This is a genomic window from Streptomyces sp. NPDC037273 (assembly GCF_055603625.1).
The window spans coordinates 730,272-748,765 of record NZ_JBVJVO010000001.1 but is presented as its reverse complement, the minus strand read 5'-3'; the positions used below and the strand labels follow the sequence as shown (position 1 = coordinate 748,765).

Genomic DNA, 18,494 nt, shown 5'->3' with positions numbered 1-18,494 from the left:
ACGCAGGCCGAGTCAGGATGGGGACCGCAACGCACAAGGCTCCCGTGCCGTTGAGGGAGGTGTTCGAAGTCTCAACCCACCGGCACAGGAGCCCTGTTGGTTCCCCATCCTGCCGCACTCGACCTGCCTCATGCTCTGGTCGAGTGGGTATCCATGCTCATCGTCACCCGTGAGGGTGACCGCCGCTGCAAGCTGCCGCCCCACCAGCGGGCCCTCGTGGGCCTGGTCTACCTTCGCCGGCACGACACGCTCGCGCAGATCGCCGCCGGCTTCGGCATATCCGTCGGCACCGCCCACGCTTATGTCCAGGCCGTTGTCCAGCACCTGTCCGGCCGGGCACCGGGCCTCCTGCGGGTCCTGCGCGAGGCCGATCCGGACTACGTCCTGCTCGACGGGACGCTCGCCGAGTGCGACCGGGTCGGCGACAGTCGGGCGGACTTCTCCCAGAAGCACCGCCGCCACGGTATGAACGTGCAGGTCGTGGCCGACCCCGCGGGAAATCTGCTGTGGATCTCACCCGCGCTGCCCGGCCGCACGCACGACCTGACCGCGGCCCGCGTCCACCGCATCATCCGGATCTGCGAACGTCAGGGCGTCCCCGTCCTCGCCGACCGTGCCTACATCGGGGCCGGGCCCTGGGTGACCACACCGATCAGACGGCTCCCGAACCGGGACCTCACCACGACCCAGCAGACGATCAACCGGGCCTTGTCAGCGGCGCGAGCACCGGTCGAACGGAGCGTCGCGCGACTCAAGTCCTGGCGCATTTTCCGCAAAGCCCGCTGCAGCCCCAATCGCATGACCGTCATCGCCGCAGCCGTTCTCACCCTGGAGCGTCAACGCTGAAAGCGCTCACTCATCCCAGCCGATCTCCGACCACGCTGAACGCAGCAACGCCAGGCATCGGCGATACTCCCCAGTCCGCGGCGCGGGTCACCCACGAGGTCCAGGTCGGCCGGATCACCCCACGTCGCCGCCCCTGCCCGGACCACCGTCCATGTCCCGGCTCTCCCCCTCGCCGGCGGAGACGGCCGGAGCGGCCTCCCCCGCCGCCGCGCTCCTGGCCTTCCGCTGCGCCTGGAGCGCGGACTTCGCCGCAGCGGCGCTCCGCTCGATCTGCTCCTTCAGCAGGCGTATACGAGCTTCCCTCTCAGCGCCGGTCAGACCCGTCAACCCCAACCTGGCATCGCGTTCTTCCTGGGACACCGCACCCTCCTACCCTCGGCCCATCTCGACACGTCGATCCGCATCCAGCCACCCAGACGCGCCGACCAGTCACGGCAACCATCCATCACACCAGCAGCGGGGTCAGACGGGCGGCCGCAGGTCACTCTCGCTGATGGTGTACGTCAGTGAGGGGTAGGGGTAGGTGAAGTCCGTTTCATTGTTCTCACGACGGCGCAGTCGGTAGAACTCCTTCTGCTGCTCATCGTCAGCCGGCATGAGCCGCTCACCCCCTGCAAGATAGGCAATCTCGTCGCGAAAACGGACGAACGTCCTCGACGTTCGGAACGTCACACCCAACCACTCGTTATCCTCAGCCCCGACCGGCCCCTCCAACACAATCTTGTGCCTGAGACTCCGATTCGACTCGACCGAGAACGCGACGACACCGTTGTGCGCAAGGTCGATCTCGAAGTCCTCACCACCGGACCCCTTCGACTCGAAGATCAGCTTCCTCGGCGGACCGACCTCAGGGCGTCGATAACAGGAGAAAACGGCGATGAACGACTCGTCTGCCAGATCGAGAGCCTGGTCGGAATGGCTACCCATCCTCCTGTACGCGTTCGTGTAGCTCTCGATGAGCGCGTTGTTGAAGCCGACCGGAATCGACAGTCGCTCTTGAATCTGCCGCGCCAGCCGTTCGTGCACGCCGCGAAATCGCTGCGCCGGACTGCCGTATCGCGTGGTCGTACGCACGAGAGGTACACCACCCGCCTCGTCGACCTTGGCGAGGACGGCACCACGCCGCCCCTTGCCTACGTCCTCCAGACGAGCCGACGCCGACAGCTCCTCGAAGAGACTTCCCTCCACTGACAAGGCGCAGGAGAGGACGTGATCCGAGATGCTAGACCCGAGGGGCAACATAGTCTCCCGTGTTCATACTGAAGAGGAACTGGTCGCCGTAATCGATGAACGACGAGGTCCTGTTCTCCTCGGCGTACAACCTGCGCAGCTCGTCCATTCCGGCCGGCGTGGGCGCCTCCAACTTCACCCATGCACCAGCCGCTTGAAGGAACGTCTGGCCGTCTTTGTGAACGGCTTCGGTCTTCGAGCAGCGCACCACGTACCCCAGGCGCGTCGGGAGCAATTCGGCGTCCAGCGCTGCGGGTCGGATTTCGTGCGTGTACAGACGGTTGACGGACAGCGGCATGAAGAAGACGGAGCCGGGATACAGGGTCAGGGTGAACTGCGAAGGCAGCTCGGCCCTCTCACACCCTTCGACCGGCTCCTTCAGGCGAAAGTGGAGCTTGGTCAGCCCGCTTGCACCCTTCACGCCGAAGTCGAATGGCTCTCCCGGCAGAGGCTCCAGCTCGTCGAGCCCGTCGTAGAAGGTGCAGAAGGCCATGACTCCGTTGACGGGCATGTCCTTGGTCTTGTCTGCGTGGGCCGAGATCTTGGCTTTCGACTGCTTGCGCTCAGTCGTAGCGAGGGTGTTGTGGTAGATCTGAGCGAGGACATGATTGAGCGGCGCGTGATTCCGGAAGACGGTGGCGGCCTCACGGTTCAGATCCTCGACAATGCTCGTGTCGGTCGGACCAAAGCCCTCCGTCGGACCCGAAAGGTTCGTGGAACACCGGAGCAGCCGGAAGCGCAGTTCGTCACCGTCTCGCGTGACCGGCGTCAGATAGATTCCGCTGCGACGGGCCGTCCCCGGCTTGGTGGACTCCGTCAGGGACTGGAAGACGTGCTCCGCACTGATCCGTCCAAAGTGGTCGGCATCGGGCTCGAAGAACTGGCGGTAGTACACGCCGGCACCGTGCACGCGGACGGGAACTCGACCTAGACCGACGAGGGGCCACGTCTGCCCACCACCTTCGCCGTACCCTTGCGTGAGCTCTCGGATGACGAACACCCAAGCAGCCGCCAGAAGTTGATCCGTGTCCATCTCCGACAGATCACCGCACACATAAACGTTCTTCTGCCTGAGGTCGACCGAGCCGGAATCAAGGTCATCCGGCGTGACAACGACCCCGAAGAACTCCCTGACCAAGTCCATGTCCTTCAAGCGCGAAGGCACGATCAGGACATTGCGCGCATCCTCAATGCAGGCTTCCGTCGGCTCTGTTGTGTGCATCGGCCCGTACCCGCCCCATTCGCAGCTCTCGGATGGATTCATCCAACCCATGGACATGGCAACGGCCCGCGCTCTCTCATTCGCGCTGCGAAGAACCAATGAGAGTTGACGGACCGTTGAACCTTGATGCTCTCACGGGGTTCGACAGCGAGCAACGGGCGACTTGGCGCACCTGGAGCCCGGGTGCCACACACGACCTAAGAGGTAGTCTCAACTGGCTGATCACTGGGCTGGCGGCCGCGATGGCGACCGTGGAGCATCTGACGCCGGGATGGGTTGTGGGAGTTGCTCCAGCGGGTGGCTCCGCCCGCTCCAGTACGACCCCAGGGCGGTGTCCGGCGAAGGTCCTGATCCGCTACCGCAGGCTGACAGCCTGACCGGCGAGCCCTCCGGACTGGGATGATCCCTGCCATACCCCGAATACCCCAAGAGGGCTTGCTTCCCGCACAGGCGGCACACACCAACGAGGAACGCCATGACCGACTACCTGGCCGCCACCATGGCGATGCTCGGCCCGGACCAGAACCGCTACGCGGACCCCACCGCCTGGGACCGGCTCCACGCACAACTCGACACCCGACTGCCGACCGACTATCAGGCCCTCGTGGACGCCTACGCTCCTATCGACCTCAACGGACACCTGCGCCTGCTCCATCCCGCGACCGAGCGATGGAACCTGCGCCAGTGGATCGCGGACACGGTCCGGGCCTGGAACGACGTGCCCTGGAATGAACTTGACCTTGACGCCGATGACGATCCCCGTGTGCTGTTCGGACTCACGGAACTGAGCTTCGGCACCCGCAACGGACTGTGGCCGATCGCCAGCACCGACCGAGGCGAGACGATCTTCATCATGGCCGTGGACGACATGACCCCTTGGCTCTTGGTCGAAGACGGCGAAGGCGGTTGGGCACGGTACGACATGAGCTTCGCCGAATGGCTCTACCGCTACCTCATCGGTGAAGACATGACTGGCCCCAACACCTCCGCCTTCTACCCCGGCCCGGTACAGCTGTGCCGACTTCCGATGTCTGCCGACGAACGGCCGGAACCGTGGAGCGGGCCGGACCGCGGCATGTAACCCTTCCGCCACGGCAGCGACAGGCGACCACCGGTGCCCGCACAGCCAAACGAGATGACCTCTAAGGCCCCCCCGCGACCAGGCCGACACGAGGCGCCGGTCGGTCGACGTTCACGGGCTAGCTGCGCCGCCCGGCATCGTCATTTCGCCCTCGACGCCCTCGGAGGCCTCAATGTCCTCCGGCTCCCAGCGCAGCAGGTCGCCCGGCTGGCATTGGAGTACGTCGCAGAGCGCGGCGAGGGTCGCGAAGCGGACCGCTTTGGCTCGGCCGTTCTTGAGTACGGCCAGGTTAGCGGGCGTGATGCCTACGCGGTCCGCGAGCTCACCGACAGACATCTTGCGCTTGGCGAGCATCACGTCGATGTCGACGGCGATGGGCATCAGATGACCTCGTCTAGCTCGGCCTGCATGCGGGTGGCTTCACCGTCGCGGGCGACGGCCTGCGCGAGCAGCATGCGCAGTACGAGGACGATGAGCGCGACACCCAGGATGGCCACACCGATCCCGGCCATGATGACGGTGACGCCCGGGTCTTCCCGCTGACCGGGCGCGTTGATGGCCGTGACCGCGAACCACACGAGCGCCGCCGCCACGATCGCGCCGATGACGCCATCCACGTACCGGAATGCCGCGTGCGAGAACACGGTCCCGCGCCGCACCATCGCCACGAGGCGCCACACGCACACCATCGCGACCTGGGCAGACACCATGCCCAGGATCGTGACCAGGCGCAGCGGCGTAAGCGGCAGTGACCCGTCCTCGGGATCGGTGGCCAACGCCCACACCATCAAGACCTGTACGAACACAGTGCCGGTCAGCACCACGACGAGTACGGCGCGCAGCGCGCCCACCGCCAGCTTTCCCATGCCTCAGCCCTCCATCGACCTTCGATGGGAATCTATCGATTCTCGATAGATCAAGCAAGGGGTGGACGCACTGCCGGCTCGAACCTGCACGAAGCGCCCCACCACCCGCTCACACAGCAGACGGGCCCGCCCTCGAATGAGAGCGAGCCCGTCGCCGCAGGCCGTACATCCGCACAGGCCGCGTGAGGCCCGGCTAGGAGCGCTGCCTAGAGACCGGGGAAGGCCACAGATCAGTGGACGCCGAAGTGCGTGTACTCCGCGCCGTACTCCCAGCCCGCGTCCGAGCACGACCCGGTGAAGATCGTCCCGTACACGGCCGGAACGCCCGACACCGAACAGTGCGACGTGAACCCGGCGCCGCCCTCGGAGAAGCCCCCGATCCCCACACCGTCGTGGGCGAGCGCGGCACCTGCCCCACCCAGCAGAATGCCGACAGCCAGGACAGACGCGGCCAGAGAACGCATAGCTACTCCTCGAAATCTCGGAATGACGTGCCAGAAAGTGCCCGTCGCGCGGTCAAACGCCACCGCCCCACAACGAGACACGGCGTCTCACTCCAATGCCGGATATCGAATCTCTGCCCCACCCAACCGCAGAAACGATCTTCTCCAACAGCCCGTTGAAAATCCCCCCTCGTTTCGATGACCTGGCCATTCACCCCCCAAGCCGTTCTCTCAACGCCCTGTGCACGCTGCTTGCGACGACGCCCCCCGTACACGAATTACACCGTTGGTGTGAGCCGCTTGGCGGGGCGACAAGGCCCACCGCTTCGAAATGAGGACCTCGGCCGCCCTGGACGCCCTGGACGCCCTTCCAAGGCAACGGCTGCCCGCCGCACCCGTCACGCGGGCCGCAGGACCTGATCAGGCTCTGCGGAAGCTGCCGCGGCGAATTCGACGAAGCCCATGTTGCCGAGCGTCACGGTCGTATGGACCGCGTGCACAGCGGCGGGGACGGTTCGGAACTCCCGGGGCTCCGGCGACTCGATGAGCTCCTGGTAGTAGACGGGATCAAGGTCGCCCTCGTCCTCCCAGACGGTCGTCAAAGCCAGCAGCCCTCGTACCGGCGACTCCATCGTGCGGCGGTCGGCGAGGAAGACAACGCTCAGATACTCGTCTTCGTCGACTGCGGCAAGAACCTCATCGACTGTCGCCCCCGACCAAGCAGGCGCATCAACCACCTGCACCCTCGCGGGAAACTCACCAGCCGGCCCCCATGGCCGGCGCAGCTCCCCGACCACCGCATTCCACGACTCGTCGTCGTTGAAGTCGGTCCTGATCACGAGAGCGTCGAACATGTCACGTCCGACGATCACAGGCAGCGCTCGCTGAAGGCCCTCCGGCGACGTCATGGCCTGGACTCTCCCACGCCGCACCGACAACAGCCCTTCCCCGAGCGTCGCTCCGTGTCGAGTCCGCGACCGGTGTCGTGCCTGCCCGGGCCGGGTATGCCCGCCCCGGCGACATCCAGCGGCGCGGGGGCGAAGGGCGGGGGGCTGCAATGAGGAACCGGAGCGTGGACAAAGGCTGTTTGGGCCTTGGGCTGGTTTTTCTGCCCTTTACCCTCGGGCTCGCGTTTGTGCTGGTGATGGCGGCTTGGCGGCTCGGGCGCTTCCTTTGGACCAGGGGCGGGCCTCGGCTCGCCGAAGGCGACCCGGCAGCGTGGGCCGCTCTTGGAATGGTCCTCTTCCTGGGGGCGGTGGTCGCGCTCATCTATTGGCACGCCGGCCGGGACGGCGGACCCAACCCACGTCCTGGACGGGTCGTTTACCGAGGGGAGGACAGGTACTGGGAAGCCGACCCGATCGAGTACCCACCCCAGCGGAGAGCGAACGACAACCCTCCCCCGCCCACCGCTTGGCCGGACCGCACCGAATGATCAAGGACCGGATGTACGACCGGACCGGCCTCGGCTCGACGCGGAGGCGAAGCCTGCTGGTCTCATGGCCGGGCCGTCAAGGGGTCTGTTGGAGGCGCTCCGCGGCCTGGGCTGGGGTGTCGTAGTAGCCGGGCCGCGCCAGGATGATGGGGATCTCTGAAATCGGCCAGGGCCGCTCGTCGCCTCATTCGGTCCGGAGTTCAACGGAGTGAGGAGCTTCAACGAGCACCGGCGCGTGATTCCGGCCGAGGTCACAGGTTCGCGGAGTGTTGGGGGTGTCGGACGGTCAAGGTTGTCCATCGCAGCAGCGTCTACGCTCTCGGCATGCAGCGCAGCGATGTGACGAGGGACGACGGCACGTGGGTGGGCCTGTCCCTGGACGTGCAGGACCGCCACCAGCCGGGGCTGTGCGTGTTCAGTGCGGGGCCGCAACTCCTGGTCTCCCAGCTGTCGCGGCCCGTGCTGCTCGCTGTGGTCGACGAGCAGCTCCAGGGCGTGGACTTCTGGCGCACTGACGAGTACCGCTCCTTTGTCCCGCCGTTGCGTGCCGATGTGGCGCGAGCCCTGGCGGGCAGCCCGGAGCGATGGGCTCACCGCTTTGCGCAGTACCTCATCGATTCGCCCAACAGCCCGTTGCACGAGGGCCGGTGGCTGCTCTCGTGTGAAAGCCCGCTCCAGCGCTGGCGTCACCATGGCACTTCGCACGCCGAGTACTGGGGCTCGATGCTCGTCGACGGCCATCCGGACGGATACATCGACTGGTTCTTCCATTCTCATTCATGGGAGGTCCTGCCGCTGCGGCCGATGCCCGATTCCGACGACAGCCGGGTCAAGGCGTACCGCAAGCAGGCCCGTGAAGGAACGCTCCCGCCCGTCTTGTTGTGGTGGGTAAGCGGCCTGGACTGCCATCTGATCCTGGACGGTCACGCGCGGCTCGCAGCAGCAATCGCCGGATCCGTCGAGCCGCCGCTGCTGCAGTTGCACCGCACGGTGCCGCGCGGCGACCTTGCCGCACGCATCGAGCAGGCCGTGGGCTTCTACGAGGACGAACTGGCACGCTTCGCCGGACTCCGCGCCGTCCGCGGCCCCACAGTCCCAGACGGTGCAGCCACCGCCGGTCCACAGCTCGTCCGCCTCCTCCACGACCTGAACACCGCGGAACAGCCGACCTGGGCCTGGCCCCTGCCCGGCGGAGAGAATCAATGGCGTCAGGTCGCACGCGAGGCGACAGCCGGCCAGGACTGGCCCCGCGTCTGAGCCCTGCCGAAGTTCTCGCACTGACCGTTACATCCGGATGTACCGCTGTACCGCCAGGAGCGCGCACACCGCGATGAAAGGCTGCCTCCCAAGCACGAGCTCCCACGCGCAGGCAGCCTCTGGCACAAGCCCTCCTCAGCAGGCGGTGCGTGACCGAAAGGCCACGCACCGCCCCTGGAACCGGCTGGCTGCTAGCGACGTGGGGAGATCCATCGAGCAGGTCTGGGGTCACCCCCGAGCAGGGGGGGTGGGGATTTTCAACGAGCCCCATCAAGCCGAGCTGAAGTAGTACCCCTGTTCCTCTGCGGGCTCGTCGTCGGCTGCGAATGGGCGCCAGAAGCTCAGCAGCAGGTCCGGGGCGATGGATGAGGCATGGTCGTCGGGATCCTCCTCGACCACGGTGAATGCGGCGACGCGTCGGACGACCTCGCGGGCCGGAAGGACGAACACGTCCACGCCCTGGAATGACACGCGGTCCGTTTAGGACGACGGCCTTCCCAGTTCGATGGCTTCGAGCTGGTCGTGCAGGCAGTGGATGCTGATCATCAGGCCGCTGGGGCGGAAGACGTGGTGTCCTGGCTGATCGGACTCCGAGAGCGCGGAGGGATCGCGGAGTGAGTCCAGCGCCGTATTGGCCGCGTGGCGAGTCATGCCGATCCGCAACGGGCCGATGCCGGTCGGTGGGGCGAGGTCGAGATCCATCCGGACATGATCCCAAGCAGGATCTTTGGCGAGTCGGCAAAGGCCGGGCATGGCTGGCCTAGCCCTGGTCTGGGGCTCCTGGTCCGGATTCGTTTCGTGGCTGAAGGAGGGAGGTGAGGTAGGCCTCGGTGGCGAGGGTGTCCGGGTGGGTGGGGCCGAGGAGGCGGGTGGAGTCCGCGGAGAGCTGTTGGAGGAGGGTGATGGCTTGGGTGGTGTGGCCTGCCTGGTGGTAGCAGAGGGCGAGGTTGGTGCGGGTGGTCAGGGTGAAGGGGTCGTCGGGGCCGAGGAAGTGGGCGGCGTCGGTCGCGAGGCGTTGGCGGGCTTCGATGGCTTGGGGGAAGCGGGCCGTTTGTTCGTAGTGGGTGGCGAGGTTGTTGCGGATGAGGAAGGTGTCGGGGTGGGCGGTGCCGAGGAGCCGTTCGACGTCGGCGGCTATGCGCTCGCGGGTTTCGTTCGATTCCGGGAGCAGGCCGGCTTGTTCGTAGAAGGCGCCTAGTTCGTTGCGGGTGTCGAGGGTGAGGGGGTGGTCGTCGCCGAGGAGGCGGCGGCTGTCGAACGCGACGCGCCAGAGCATGCCGAGTGCGTCGTCCGTGCGGTCGGCGCGAGCGTAGATGCCGGCGAGGCCGTGGCGGACGAAGATGGTGTCGGGGTGGTCGACGCCGAGGAGTCGATCGCATGCCGCGACCACGGACTCCAGGAGGTCGATGGCTTCATCGGTTCGGCCCGCTCGTTCGTAGACCCCGGCGAGGCTGCCGCGGGCGATGACGGTGTCGAGGTGGTCGGGGCCGAGGACTTGCTCACGAGCCGGGACGACCTGCTCGAAAAGGGCGATGGCCTCTTGGAACCTGCCACCCTGCTGGTAGGAGGCCGCCAGGTTGGCGGCGGCGAGCAGGGTGTCGGGGTGGTCGGGGCCGAGGAGTCGTTCGCTGTCGGTCAGCACCTGCTCCTGCAGGGTCAGTGCTTCCTCCGCGCGGCCGGCCTTCTGGTAGAGGCGAGCGAGGTTGTTTCGCGCGGTGAGGGTGTTGGGGTGGTCGAGGCCGAGGAGTCGTTCGTTGTCGGCCACCACCCGCTGTTGTAGGTCCAGTGCTTCGTCGATCCGGTCCGCTTGCTGGTAGGAGCCGGCGAGGTTGGCGCGGGCGAGGAGCGTGGTGTGGTCGTCGGGGCCGAGGAGTCGTTCGCTGTCGGCCACCAGTTGTTCGAGGAGTGCGTTGGCTTCCTCGGTGCGGGCCGCTTGGAGGTAGGCGCTGGCGAGGCTGTTGCGGCGGAGCAGGGTGTCGGGGTGGTCGGGAGGGAGGAGGTGTTCGCTGTCGACGACCACTTGTTCGAGGAGCTCGATGGCTTCTTCGGTCCAGCCGCCCCGTCGGTAGCAGATGGCGAGGCGGGCGCGGGCGTTGAGGAGGTGGGGGTGGTCGGCGCCGAAGAGGTACTCCTCGGCGGCGACCAGTTGCTGCCAGTACGCGGTGGCGCTGCCTATCAGGCCGGCGCCCAAGAGGCTGTCGCCCGCGCGGTGGAAGACCGGATGCCAGAGCCGGCCGTCGCTGTGGAGAGCGAGGGCATCCGTGTTGGCGCGCAGTGTGGCAGCGAGGTCGGGGAGCGCCTGATCGACGTCGGGCCAGATGTCCATAAGGCCTTCCGCCGCCGCGGTGGCGAGGTGCTGGAGATCGGCCGCGGGGGTGGCTTCACGGACGGCGCGGGCGGTCAGGGCGTGGATGCGTACGGCTCGTGGTTCGGTTCGGCGGTCGTGGGTGATCAGGGCGTAGCGGTGCAGGAGCCGCAGCACGGCACGGGCCTGATCGGCGGGGACCGGCTGGCCGTCGGGGCTGTAGTGGCCGAGGTATTCGAGAACGAGTCGGTCTGACCAGAACGCGTGGGGGTGCCCCGCGGGGTCGAGCAGGGCGGCCAGGCACAGTATGGGAGTGGCGAGCTGTGTGGTGTCGGCGCGTTGGACCGCGTCGAGGGCGAGAAGCAGAGCCACGGAGATGTGCCGGCCGTAGCCTTCGGCGTCGGCCGATGCGGGCAGTGCGTCGCCCAGGCGCGTGGCGCGCCGGTTGAACAGCTCCAGGTATTCGGCGCAGGTGAGTTCCTCGTTGAGCATGTGGGCCGCGGCGAGGCCGAGCGCGAGGGGAAGGTGGCCGAGGGCGTCGGCGAGAGCATCGGCCTCCTCGTCGAGCAGGTGCCCCATGTCGTCTCGGGTCAGCCGCTCGCCAAGGTAGGAGAAGGACTCCTCGGGTGTGTAGATACCGATGTCGACGCGGGTACGTCCGCCCCCGGTGAGCCGGGCATCGTTGAGGCGCGTAGTGGCGAGACTCCAACCGCTGCCACTGCGGCTCACCGGCCACCACTCGCCCAACGCGACCGGGTCGGTCACATCGTCCAGGACCACCAGCCACCGTCGTGACGTCGTCGCCAGCCAGTTCAGGAGGGTCAGTGCATCGGCTTCCAGATCTTCACCGGTCGCGCCCGTCAGACGCAGATGCGCGGCTGCCTGAGCGTACTGGGCGATCACCTGCTGCGGCTCGGCCGCGGGTGCCCAGACGACGACCTCCGTTCCCTCGGCCAGCGCATCGCTGACACAGGCCGCGGCCAACTGGGTCTTCCCCACCCCGCCGCCGCCCGACAGCACCTGGGTCAGCACCACCGCCCCGCTGACCGATCGCGCCCGCTCGATCTGCGCCCTCAGCTCGTCCCGCGGCTGAAGGGCAGTTGCCAGGGTGGGCACCTGGCCCACAATCACGGGCCAAGCCGACGCCGCCTCGGTCATACCGGGTGACGCGGTGGCCGTGGGCCTGCCACTGGTGGCGCCCGTGGTTGGCTCGCCGGCCGCCTCGGGTACGGCTGTCACCGGCTCCGGTACGGGTGCGGTGCCGGGATGTCCTTTACGGGTGACGAGTTCCGCGAATCCGGGCAGCGTGAGGGCCTCGTGGATGGGGGCGGCATGCAGACGGCGCCAGTCCATGGTGCGGTTGTCCTCGACCGCCACTCCCACCAGTCGCCCGTGGCAGAAAACCGCCGCTCCGGACGCCCCCGCCCACGGCCGCTCGCCGTTACGGCCCGCCGCCGGCCACACATGGCAGTCCAGCACCCACCCGGCCGAGGACGTCGAGACCGCGGACAGCTCGCCACGCAACGCCTCGACCTGCACGATGCTTCCGGCATCGGCGGCGAACGCAGGGAATCCGGCGCCCATGTACGGGATGGGGCGGGTGCCACTGGGGGTACCCCAGGTCACCGGTCCCCCGGCTGTCGCCACGGGCTCGTCGAGCCAGAGAAGGGCGATGTCCAGGGGGCGGGGGGTGAGGACGCCTCGCCCGGAGGCCGGGGCGGGGGCGGGGGCGTCCGGGTCCGGCCAGCACACCTGAGCCCGGCGGTGATCCACGGTCCCGAAGTGCGGGTGTCCGACTCCTACCTGTACGTGCTCCGCCAATCGTCCCTCAGCCCGTACGACGTGCAGCGCGGTCAGAACCAGCTGCGGCCCGACCAGATAGCCCGACCCGAAACCCTCCGGATCTCCGGTCCGAACCCATGCGAGGCGCTCCGGATTCACCGCACACCTCCGGCGGCCTCGACGCGCTGTCCCCCTGTAGGGCGTCTGGTGATGGCAGCACGCTGTTCCGTCGGGCCGGTGACGGCAGGGATGGGGAGAACACGGGCGCGGCAGAACGGCTCACGAGCGCCCCCCGCCACGTACGACACATGCGCATGCGCATGCGCCTGACGCACCTGGTGCAAGGCCTCGGCCAACGAGACGCCCTTGTCCACGGTTCCCCTCCCCCGCGAGTACCACCCCGAAGTACCGCAGCAACAAGTCTTACCCAACAGCCCCGTTCGACACAGCAGTCGGGGACCCGCAGCCTCCTCGGTGGAGTCCCGCCGCCCGGCCTCACACTGGCGGCGCGCAGGGGTCGGCCGATGCGGGTAGGCATCCTCCGCGTAGTAGTCGCGCACGACTGCTCCTTCCTCAGCGATGTTCCAAACGGCCCAGTCGTCGCCGGATCTCATCCCGTACCAGCGGGCTTCCACGAAGATCTGAGTGGAGGTAGGCAGCGGCACAGGGCATTGTGGCGGGGTGACTGAGTTGTGGGCATGGAACCTGAACTGGGCGGACGTGGATCCGGCACGGCACCCGTTCGAATTGAACGAAGGTGCGGCGCGGGATTTGGCCCGTCTGGTCGCGCCCTTGCTGCCCAGCCCCGAGGCAGCCCGTGAGCAGCGCGGTACCTCGCTCGCACCCGTCACCGAGCTGCTGGTGGACCGATACGGCCGCTGGGCATGCGGGTGGAACTGGTCGGTAGGGGAAGCCGACATGGACGGCGGGGTCGTCGGCGCCTGGTGCTGCCCGGCGCATTCGGTTTCGACGGCGGAGGATACGGCCCCGCTGGTCGTCGCGGCGTTGGTCGAATGGCGTGAATGGTTGGAGGAGCTCGCCGAGCGCTTCGGGGCTCTGGCGCCGCCTCCGGTTTCAGCCGGGTCCGCTGCCTCGGTGGATCCTTGGTACTGGGAGCGGGCGTGTACGCGTCTGGTCACCGTGGTGGCCGACCGGACGCAGGCAGAAAGCGGTTGGTACAGGCACTGCATGCAGGTACTCCGCTGGTTCCTCGCTTGCAGCGGCATCGACGAGACCCGGGCCGGGGAGCTCGTGGAGGGCGCGGTGGGCGGGCGGTTCGACAGTTGGGTCGCGCCGGACATCACGGTGATCGACTCGGTGAGCTCGCGGTTCGCCCGAGGCGTGGGCCGTGACGGCTGATGCCTGTGACTGACCAGCCGATGGACGCCCTCGCCGACTGGCTGCGCATCCGGCCGAAGATCTCGTGGCCGAGCTGGCGCGGTGTCCCGGCCGCCGATGCGGGGACACATCGGGGTGCTTTCCGGGACTTCTTCACGGCGACCCGAGGCAGCCGTGATCCCCAAGGCACCGTCAGGGTGCTGAGCGCTCTCGATCTGGCATTGACGGATGCCAGGGCAGGCGGCCGGTTGACCTTCGCTCTCATGGCCGGCTGGCAGCGGACCGTATCCGGCGACGCCGAGGCCGAGGCCGACTTTCCGACGACCCCCGTCTTCCGTACGGCCCCTGCCTTCGCGAAGGCAGGGCGGGAACGCTACGGCATCGCACCCGGCACGCGGGCGTCGTTCGAGCAATGCCTGTCCGAGAGCACCCAACCCGACCTCCCTCTCCCCTCGCGCGCTGCCCGGACATACCTCGACGTCCTCTTCTTCCATCCGTTCGACGACGGGAACGCCCGCGCGGCACTGCTGGCCGTCGCCTTCGTACTGGCCCGGGAGCAGGCCGCCCTCGAACAGGTCCACCCGCTCCAGACCACTCGCTGGGCCGACGACGCCGAGGGGGCGGCCGATCTGGCCCTGCTGCTCGGCGTTCTGCTCGACGCGGCGGGACGTCGCCTACGCCATGGTGGCTCGCTGGAAGGCGGCTCTTGGGCCGAGGCCCGCCTGGGGACGGTTCGGCCGGCGCCGAAGTAACCGGATCCTAGGTTCGTGTTCCATGACGACAGCGACGCGAGCAAGCTCTTACACGGTGATCACCCCCGGCATTTTGTACTTCGGAACCCCCGTTGCCCTGCTCAGCACCGAGAACGCCGACGGTTCGACCAATCTGGCCCCTGTCTCCTCTGCTTGGGCGCTCGGGCAGACCGTGGTACTCGGGCTCGGCGCCGACGGCCAGACAGCGGCCAACCTGGCTGCCCGGCCTGAGCTTGTGATCAGCCTCCCTTCCCCTGACCTGTGGCGTGCGGTGGAGCGGCTTGCCCCGCTGACGGGTGCCCACCCCGTGCCCGCGGCAAAGGAGGCACGGGGTTACCGCTACGAACCGGACAAGTTCGGCGCTGCTGGTCTCACGCCTGTGGCGTCCGAGACGGTACGTGTTCCGCGCGTGGCCGAATGTCCGATCCAGCTCGAAGCACGGGTCCGGCGCAGCTCGCCGGAGGCGGAGGGGCAGTTCCTCATAGTGGAGTGCGCTGTCACGCGCGTGCACGCCGACCGGCGCATTGTCGTGCCCGGTACCCAGCACATCGACCCGACGCTGTGGAGCCCGCTCATCTTCAACTTCCGGCACTATCAGGGCCTCGCCCCCGAGCTCGGGCACTGCTTCACCTCGCAGACGCCCACTGAGCGTTGAGGCTCCTGCCCGGGGTGGGTCTGTCCGTTATGCCTGGCAGGTCAGGTCGTGTGCGGGGAGCCGGCCGGTGCGGAGGTAGGCGTTGACGCGCTCGTCGACGCAGGTGTTGCCGTACTCGCCGTAGAGGCCGTGCTGGAGGGCGCCCTTGACGGTGAGGAGGCGGGAGCTGGGCCACTGTTCGCGCATGGCTTGGGCGCCGGAGTAGAGGGTGCGGGGGTCGCCGGTGGCGTTGATGAGGAGAGCGGGGATGTCGTTGTCGAGCACGGTAGGTGCCTCTGTGGGGCGGTCCCAGAACTCGCAGGGGGTGATGTTGTTGGCCAGGGGGCCGGCGAGCGGAGACGTAGCGCGGGAATCCTCGACAGCGCGCCAGTAGCTGCCGACGCCTCGCCGCTCTGCGACGTCGCCGCAGATGATCGCGGTCATCTGGCTGGAGGCGGCCGAGCCTGCGTCGGTCAGCAGGAACTCGAGTTGCCCCGCGAGCGCTTCGGACGGCTCGACCGGTTCCCGCTCCGCAGCGCGCGCCAGGAACCGTACGGTCTCCGCCAGCGCGGCGCGGCGCGCGTCGAGGTCGCTGCCCAGACCGCCTATGAACAGGGCGGGGAGCACATGCTCGTCCACCCGGTACGTCGTACCGATCCGCAGCGGCTCCCGCGACGCGGCCTCGCGTATGTGCTCCACCGTCGCCAGCACCTCGTCGCGCGTGGCGCCAAGCCCGTAGGTGCCGTGCCGTGCCGCTGCCCATGACGCCCATGCGCGCAGGGCTTCCTCGTTGGCTGCTTCCGCGCCGCGTAGCAGGGTCTGGGTGTAGTGCGCCGGAGTGTTGACGCCGTCGAGCACGACGCGGTCGACGCGGCCCGGGAAGAGCTGGGTGTAGACCTCGCCGAGGTAGCTGCCGTAGGAGTAGCCGAGGTAGGAGACGGCCCTCTCGCCGAGGGCCGCGCGGATGACGTCCATGTCGCGCGCGGTGTTGCGGGTGGTCACGTACGGCAGCACATCGCCGTTGGTGCTCTTGCACCGCGCTGCCAACTCGTGGGCGAGAGCGACCTCCGCCCGGTACGCCGCCCGGTCGTCTCCCGCCGAACGGACGAGAGCGGAGCCGAGGTCCCATCCGCAGTCCAGCGGCGTGCTCCGCCCGACGAAGCGCGGGTCCATGCCGATCAAGTCGTACCGATGGGCGACCTCCCCCATCACCGCCGATTTGGTCACCGGCATGTGAAGGCTCGGGCCGGCCGGTCCGCCGTCGTTGAGGAGGAGCGCGCCGATGCGGTGGGTGGTGTCCGTGGCCTTCAGGCGGGATATGGCGACGGTGATCGTACGGCCGCGAGGGTCGGTGTAGTCCAGGGGCACCGTGATGTCGGCGCAGTCGGCTCCGGCCGCGTCCAGCGACTGGCCGACATCGTCGGTGGGCCCGGTGGTGCAGGTGTGCCAGGCGATGCGCTGGGTGTGGAAGCGGGTGAGGGGGTTCGGGTGGGTGGCGGCGCGGGTGGTGATCGTGGCGATGGCGGGTGGTGTGATCGTGGCTGCTGCCGGGGTGATCGCAGCAGCGGTGACGGTGGGCGTCGCGGCAACTGCTAATACTGCCGCGATTGTCGCGAAGACCTTGATTCGTCGTGAAGTTGGCATACCTCCACGCTAGGACGGCAGGTACCCCGGGCGACTCCGGGAGATCCCCGAAAACGATCAGGGTTCGCCCCTGAAAATCCCCAGGCACCCGCACGACTTCACTTGCTCGCCCGGCCGGCCTGTTCCTGGATACTCGTCCGGTGCGCGTAGATGGTTCCTCTCACGAACCCGCTGGTGCTTGGCCTGACGTGGCCGACGCGTCGAGGTGGGCTCTTCAGGCGGGTGGCGGTGTCCGGGCCCGAGGGGCGCGGCGGAGGTACCGGGAGCGAGTCGGCCTAGCCGGCCCAGTCGGCCCCGTCGGCTTAGTCGACCCAGCCGGCCTAGTCGGCTTCTACGAGGGACGACTCGCCCTGTCGGCGCGGCTCGGTGGGTTCCGTGCTCGGGGCCTTGGGGCGGCTGCGTTCGGCCCAGGCGGCGATGGGGGGGCCTGCGGCGCCGACGGCGGCGAAGAAGGCGCCGAGGAGGAACCAGCCGGTGTGGCCGAGTGCGAGGACGGCGCCGGTGAGGATGAGGGGGGCGACGGCTTGGCCGGCGTTGAAGCCGATGCCGAAGAGGCCTTGGTACTGGCCTTGGGCGTGGTCGGGTGCGATGCCGTAGGCGAGGGTGTAGCCGCCGGAGGACTCGTAGACCTCGCCGACGCTGTGGATGCACACCGCGAGGATGGCGAGCGTGGGGGCGACCCACGAGGGGACGTTCGCGGTGAGGGCCATCAGCGGGCAGCTGATGAGGAAGAGGAGGCCGGCGAGGCGGAAGGCGCGGCCGCCCTGGCGGTTGGTCTCGACTTTGGAGCCGAGCTTGCTCTGGAGGAGGACGCAGACGCCGCTGTTGACCGCGTAGACCACCGCCACGGTCCAGCGTGGGGCGTCGGTGTGGGCGGTGAGCCAGATCGGAAGGAGGAGGGAGACGGTCTGGTACTGCAGGCCCATGGCGCTGTAGAGGGCGACGAAGGAGACGTACGGCCGGTCGGTCAGCACGGACCACTGGCGGTGTTCCTTGGGCTGGGGCAGGGGGCGGAAGTTCGGCACGCCCAGGAACGCGATCAGGCCGGCGAGGGCGAAGCTGGCCGCGTTGGCGAGGATCAGCGCGGTGTAGGCGGGGCGGGTATTGATCTGGATCGCGAAGGCCGCGCCGAGCGTGCCGACGACGACGCCGAGATTGACGTACGTCCGGAGCCTGGCCCGGAATGCGGCGGGCCGTTCGCCGCCGACGCGCGCCACGAGCGCGCCGCCCGCCGCGCCGCCGGCCGTGGCGGCCAGCCGGTCCAGGGTGGCGACGATCGTGAACGCGAGCCAACTGTCGATGAAGACGAACGCCGCCATCGTCACGGCCTGCAGAGCGTGGCTCGCCAGGCAGACTCCGCGCGGCCCGTACCGGTCGGCCAGATTCCCCGCCGGGATGCCGGCCGCCAGGCCGCACAGGCCGGCGATCGTGAGGCCCGCACCCACCTGCGTCGCGGGCAGGTGCACCACGAACGTGAAGTAGAGGATGGCGGCGGTGTTGAAAAGCCCGTTGCCCACCCTGCTGACGAAACTGGAGATGATCAGGGCTCTCTGCGGACCGGCTTCCGGACCGCTGGGTACCTTCTTCTTGGCCCCCGTCATGATCATGCCGATGATGCTAACAGTGGCATCTGCGCAGGTTGTGGCCAGGGTCACCTTG

Annotated in this window: 18 protein-coding genes; 6 read left to right on the top strand and 12 right to left on the bottom strand. The window is 68.1% G+C overall.

From position 1 onward, the window contains the following. Positions 1-96: 96 nt before the first annotated feature. Entirely contained in the window at positions 97-846 is a 750-nt protein-coding gene (locus tag ACZ7G1_RS03315; protein ID WP_470877973.1) for a transposase, read from the top strand. Between the two features lie 114 nt (positions 847-960). Here the strand turns inward: ACZ7G1_RS03315 and ACZ7G1_RS03310 are convergent, their stop codons facing one another. From ACZ7G1_RS03310 to ACZ7G1_RS03300, 3 genes are all read right to left on the bottom strand, one after another. Next, the gene (locus tag ACZ7G1_RS03310; RefSeq protein WP_470877972.1) at positions 961-1,206 is read right to left on the bottom strand and encodes a hypothetical protein; all 246 of its coding nucleotides are present in this window, start codon (positions 1,204-1,206) and stop codon (positions 961-963) included. Positions 1,207-1,308: 102 nt separating this feature from the next. Continuing rightward, on the bottom strand, positions 1,309-2,088 hold the full coding sequence (locus tag ACZ7G1_RS03305; protein WP_470877971.1) for a 2OG-Fe(II) oxygenase family protein: 780 nt from the start codon (positions 2,086-2,088) through the stop codon (positions 1,309-1,311). Next, on the bottom strand, positions 2,069-3,298 hold the full coding sequence (locus tag ACZ7G1_RS03300) for a hypothetical protein (RefSeq protein ID WP_470878054.1): 1,230 nt from the start codon (positions 3,296-3,298) through the stop codon (positions 2,069-2,071). Before ACZ7G1_RS03300 ends, ACZ7G1_RS03305 begins: the two co-directional genes overlap by 20 nt. Before the next feature lie 475 nt (positions 3,299-3,773). Between ACZ7G1_RS03300 and ACZ7G1_RS03295 the strand changes: the two genes are divergently transcribed. After that, positions 3,774-4,379, top strand: coding sequence for an SMI1/KNR4 family protein (locus ACZ7G1_RS03295; RefSeq protein WP_470877970.1), 606 nt, complete (start codon positions 3,774-3,776; stop codon positions 4,377-4,379). Positions 4,380-4,490: 111 nt separating this feature from the next. Here ACZ7G1_RS03295 and ACZ7G1_RS03290 read toward each other — a convergent pair whose 3' ends face one another. The 4 genes from ACZ7G1_RS03290 to ACZ7G1_RS03275 form a co-directional block, all read right to left on the bottom strand. Next, a complete protein-coding gene (locus ACZ7G1_RS03290) occupies positions 4,491-4,760 on the bottom strand; it encodes a helix-turn-helix domain-containing protein (RefSeq protein ID WP_470877969.1) in 270 nt (89 codons plus the stop codon). After that, positions 4,760-5,245, bottom strand: a complete 486-nt coding sequence (locus ACZ7G1_RS03285; RefSeq protein ID WP_470877968.1) for a DUF2975 domain-containing protein — start codon at positions 5,243-5,245, stop codon at positions 4,760-4,762. The genes ACZ7G1_RS03290 and ACZ7G1_RS03285 overlap by 1 nt, the downstream gene beginning before the upstream one ends. Positions 5,246-5,475: 230 nt before the next feature. Further along, positions 5,476-5,709 (bottom strand): hypothetical protein, encoded by a 234-nt coding sequence (locus tag ACZ7G1_RS03280; protein WP_470877967.1) that lies wholly within the window; start codon positions 5,707-5,709, stop codon positions 5,476-5,478. Between the two features lie 377 nt (positions 5,710-6,086). Beyond that, complete coding sequence (locus tag ACZ7G1_RS03275) at positions 6,087-6,596, bottom strand: DUF6924 domain-containing protein (RefSeq protein ID WP_470877966.1); 510 nt, start codon at positions 6,594-6,596, stop codon at positions 6,087-6,089. An 851-nt stretch (positions 6,597-7,447) separates the two neighbouring features. Between ACZ7G1_RS03275 and ACZ7G1_RS03270 the strand changes: the two genes are divergently transcribed. Beyond that, positions 7,448-8,380, top strand: coding sequence for a hypothetical protein (locus ACZ7G1_RS03270; protein WP_470877965.1), 933 nt, complete (start codon positions 7,448-7,450; stop codon positions 8,378-8,380). A 270-nt stretch (positions 8,381-8,650) separates the two neighbouring features. On the opposite strand, the gene ACZ7G1_RS03265 is transcribed toward ACZ7G1_RS03270, so the two are convergent. Genes ACZ7G1_RS03265 through ACZ7G1_RS03255 form a run of 3 tightly spaced genes read right to left on the bottom strand, consistent with a single transcriptional unit; the run spans position 8,651 to position 12,458 of the window. Continuing rightward, a complete protein-coding gene (locus ACZ7G1_RS03265) occupies positions 8,651-8,836 on the bottom strand; it encodes a hypothetical protein (RefSeq protein WP_470877964.1) in 186 nt (61 codons plus the stop codon). Positions 8,837-8,860: 24 nt separating this feature from the next. Then, positions 8,861-9,082, bottom strand: a complete 222-nt coding sequence (locus ACZ7G1_RS03260; protein WP_470877963.1) for a hypothetical protein — start codon at positions 9,080-9,082, stop codon at positions 8,861-8,863. Positions 9,083-9,140: 58 nt separating this feature from the next. Continuing rightward, entirely contained in the window at positions 9,141-12,458 is a 3,318-nt protein-coding gene (locus tag ACZ7G1_RS03255; protein ID WP_470877962.1) for a tetratricopeptide repeat protein, read from the bottom strand. A 690-nt stretch (positions 12,459-13,148) separates the two neighbouring features. Between ACZ7G1_RS03255 and ACZ7G1_RS03250 the strand changes: the two genes are divergently transcribed. From ACZ7G1_RS03250 to ACZ7G1_RS03240, 3 genes are read left to right on the top strand one after another with little or no spacing between them, the layout of a single operon-like run. After that, positions 13,149-13,826, top strand: a complete 678-nt coding sequence (locus ACZ7G1_RS03250) for a hypothetical protein (RefSeq protein WP_470877961.1) — start codon at positions 13,149-13,151, stop codon at positions 13,824-13,826. 20 nt (positions 13,827-13,846) lie between these two features. Next, positions 13,847-14,557: a Fic family protein gene (locus tag ACZ7G1_RS03245; RefSeq protein WP_470877960.1), complete on the top strand. Its 711-nt coding sequence runs from the start codon at positions 13,847-13,849 to the stop codon at positions 14,555-14,557. Positions 14,558-14,579: 22 nt separating this feature from the next. Next, entirely contained in the window at positions 14,580-15,212 is a 633-nt protein-coding gene (locus ACZ7G1_RS03240; protein ID WP_470877959.1) for a flavin reductase family protein, read from the top strand. A 27-nt stretch (positions 15,213-15,239) separates the two neighbouring features. On the opposite strand, the gene ACZ7G1_RS03235 is transcribed toward ACZ7G1_RS03240, so the two are convergent. After that, positions 15,240-16,835: an alpha/beta hydrolase gene (locus tag ACZ7G1_RS03235; RefSeq protein ID WP_470877958.1), complete on the bottom strand. Its 1,596-nt coding sequence runs from the start codon at positions 16,833-16,835 to the stop codon at positions 15,240-15,242. 320 nt (positions 16,836-17,155) lie between these two features. Next, on the bottom strand, positions 17,156-18,442 hold the full coding sequence (locus ACZ7G1_RS03230) for an MFS transporter (RefSeq protein WP_470877957.1): 1,287 nt from the start codon (positions 18,440-18,442) through the stop codon (positions 17,156-17,158). Between the last annotated feature and the right edge of the window lie 52 nt (positions 18,443-18,494).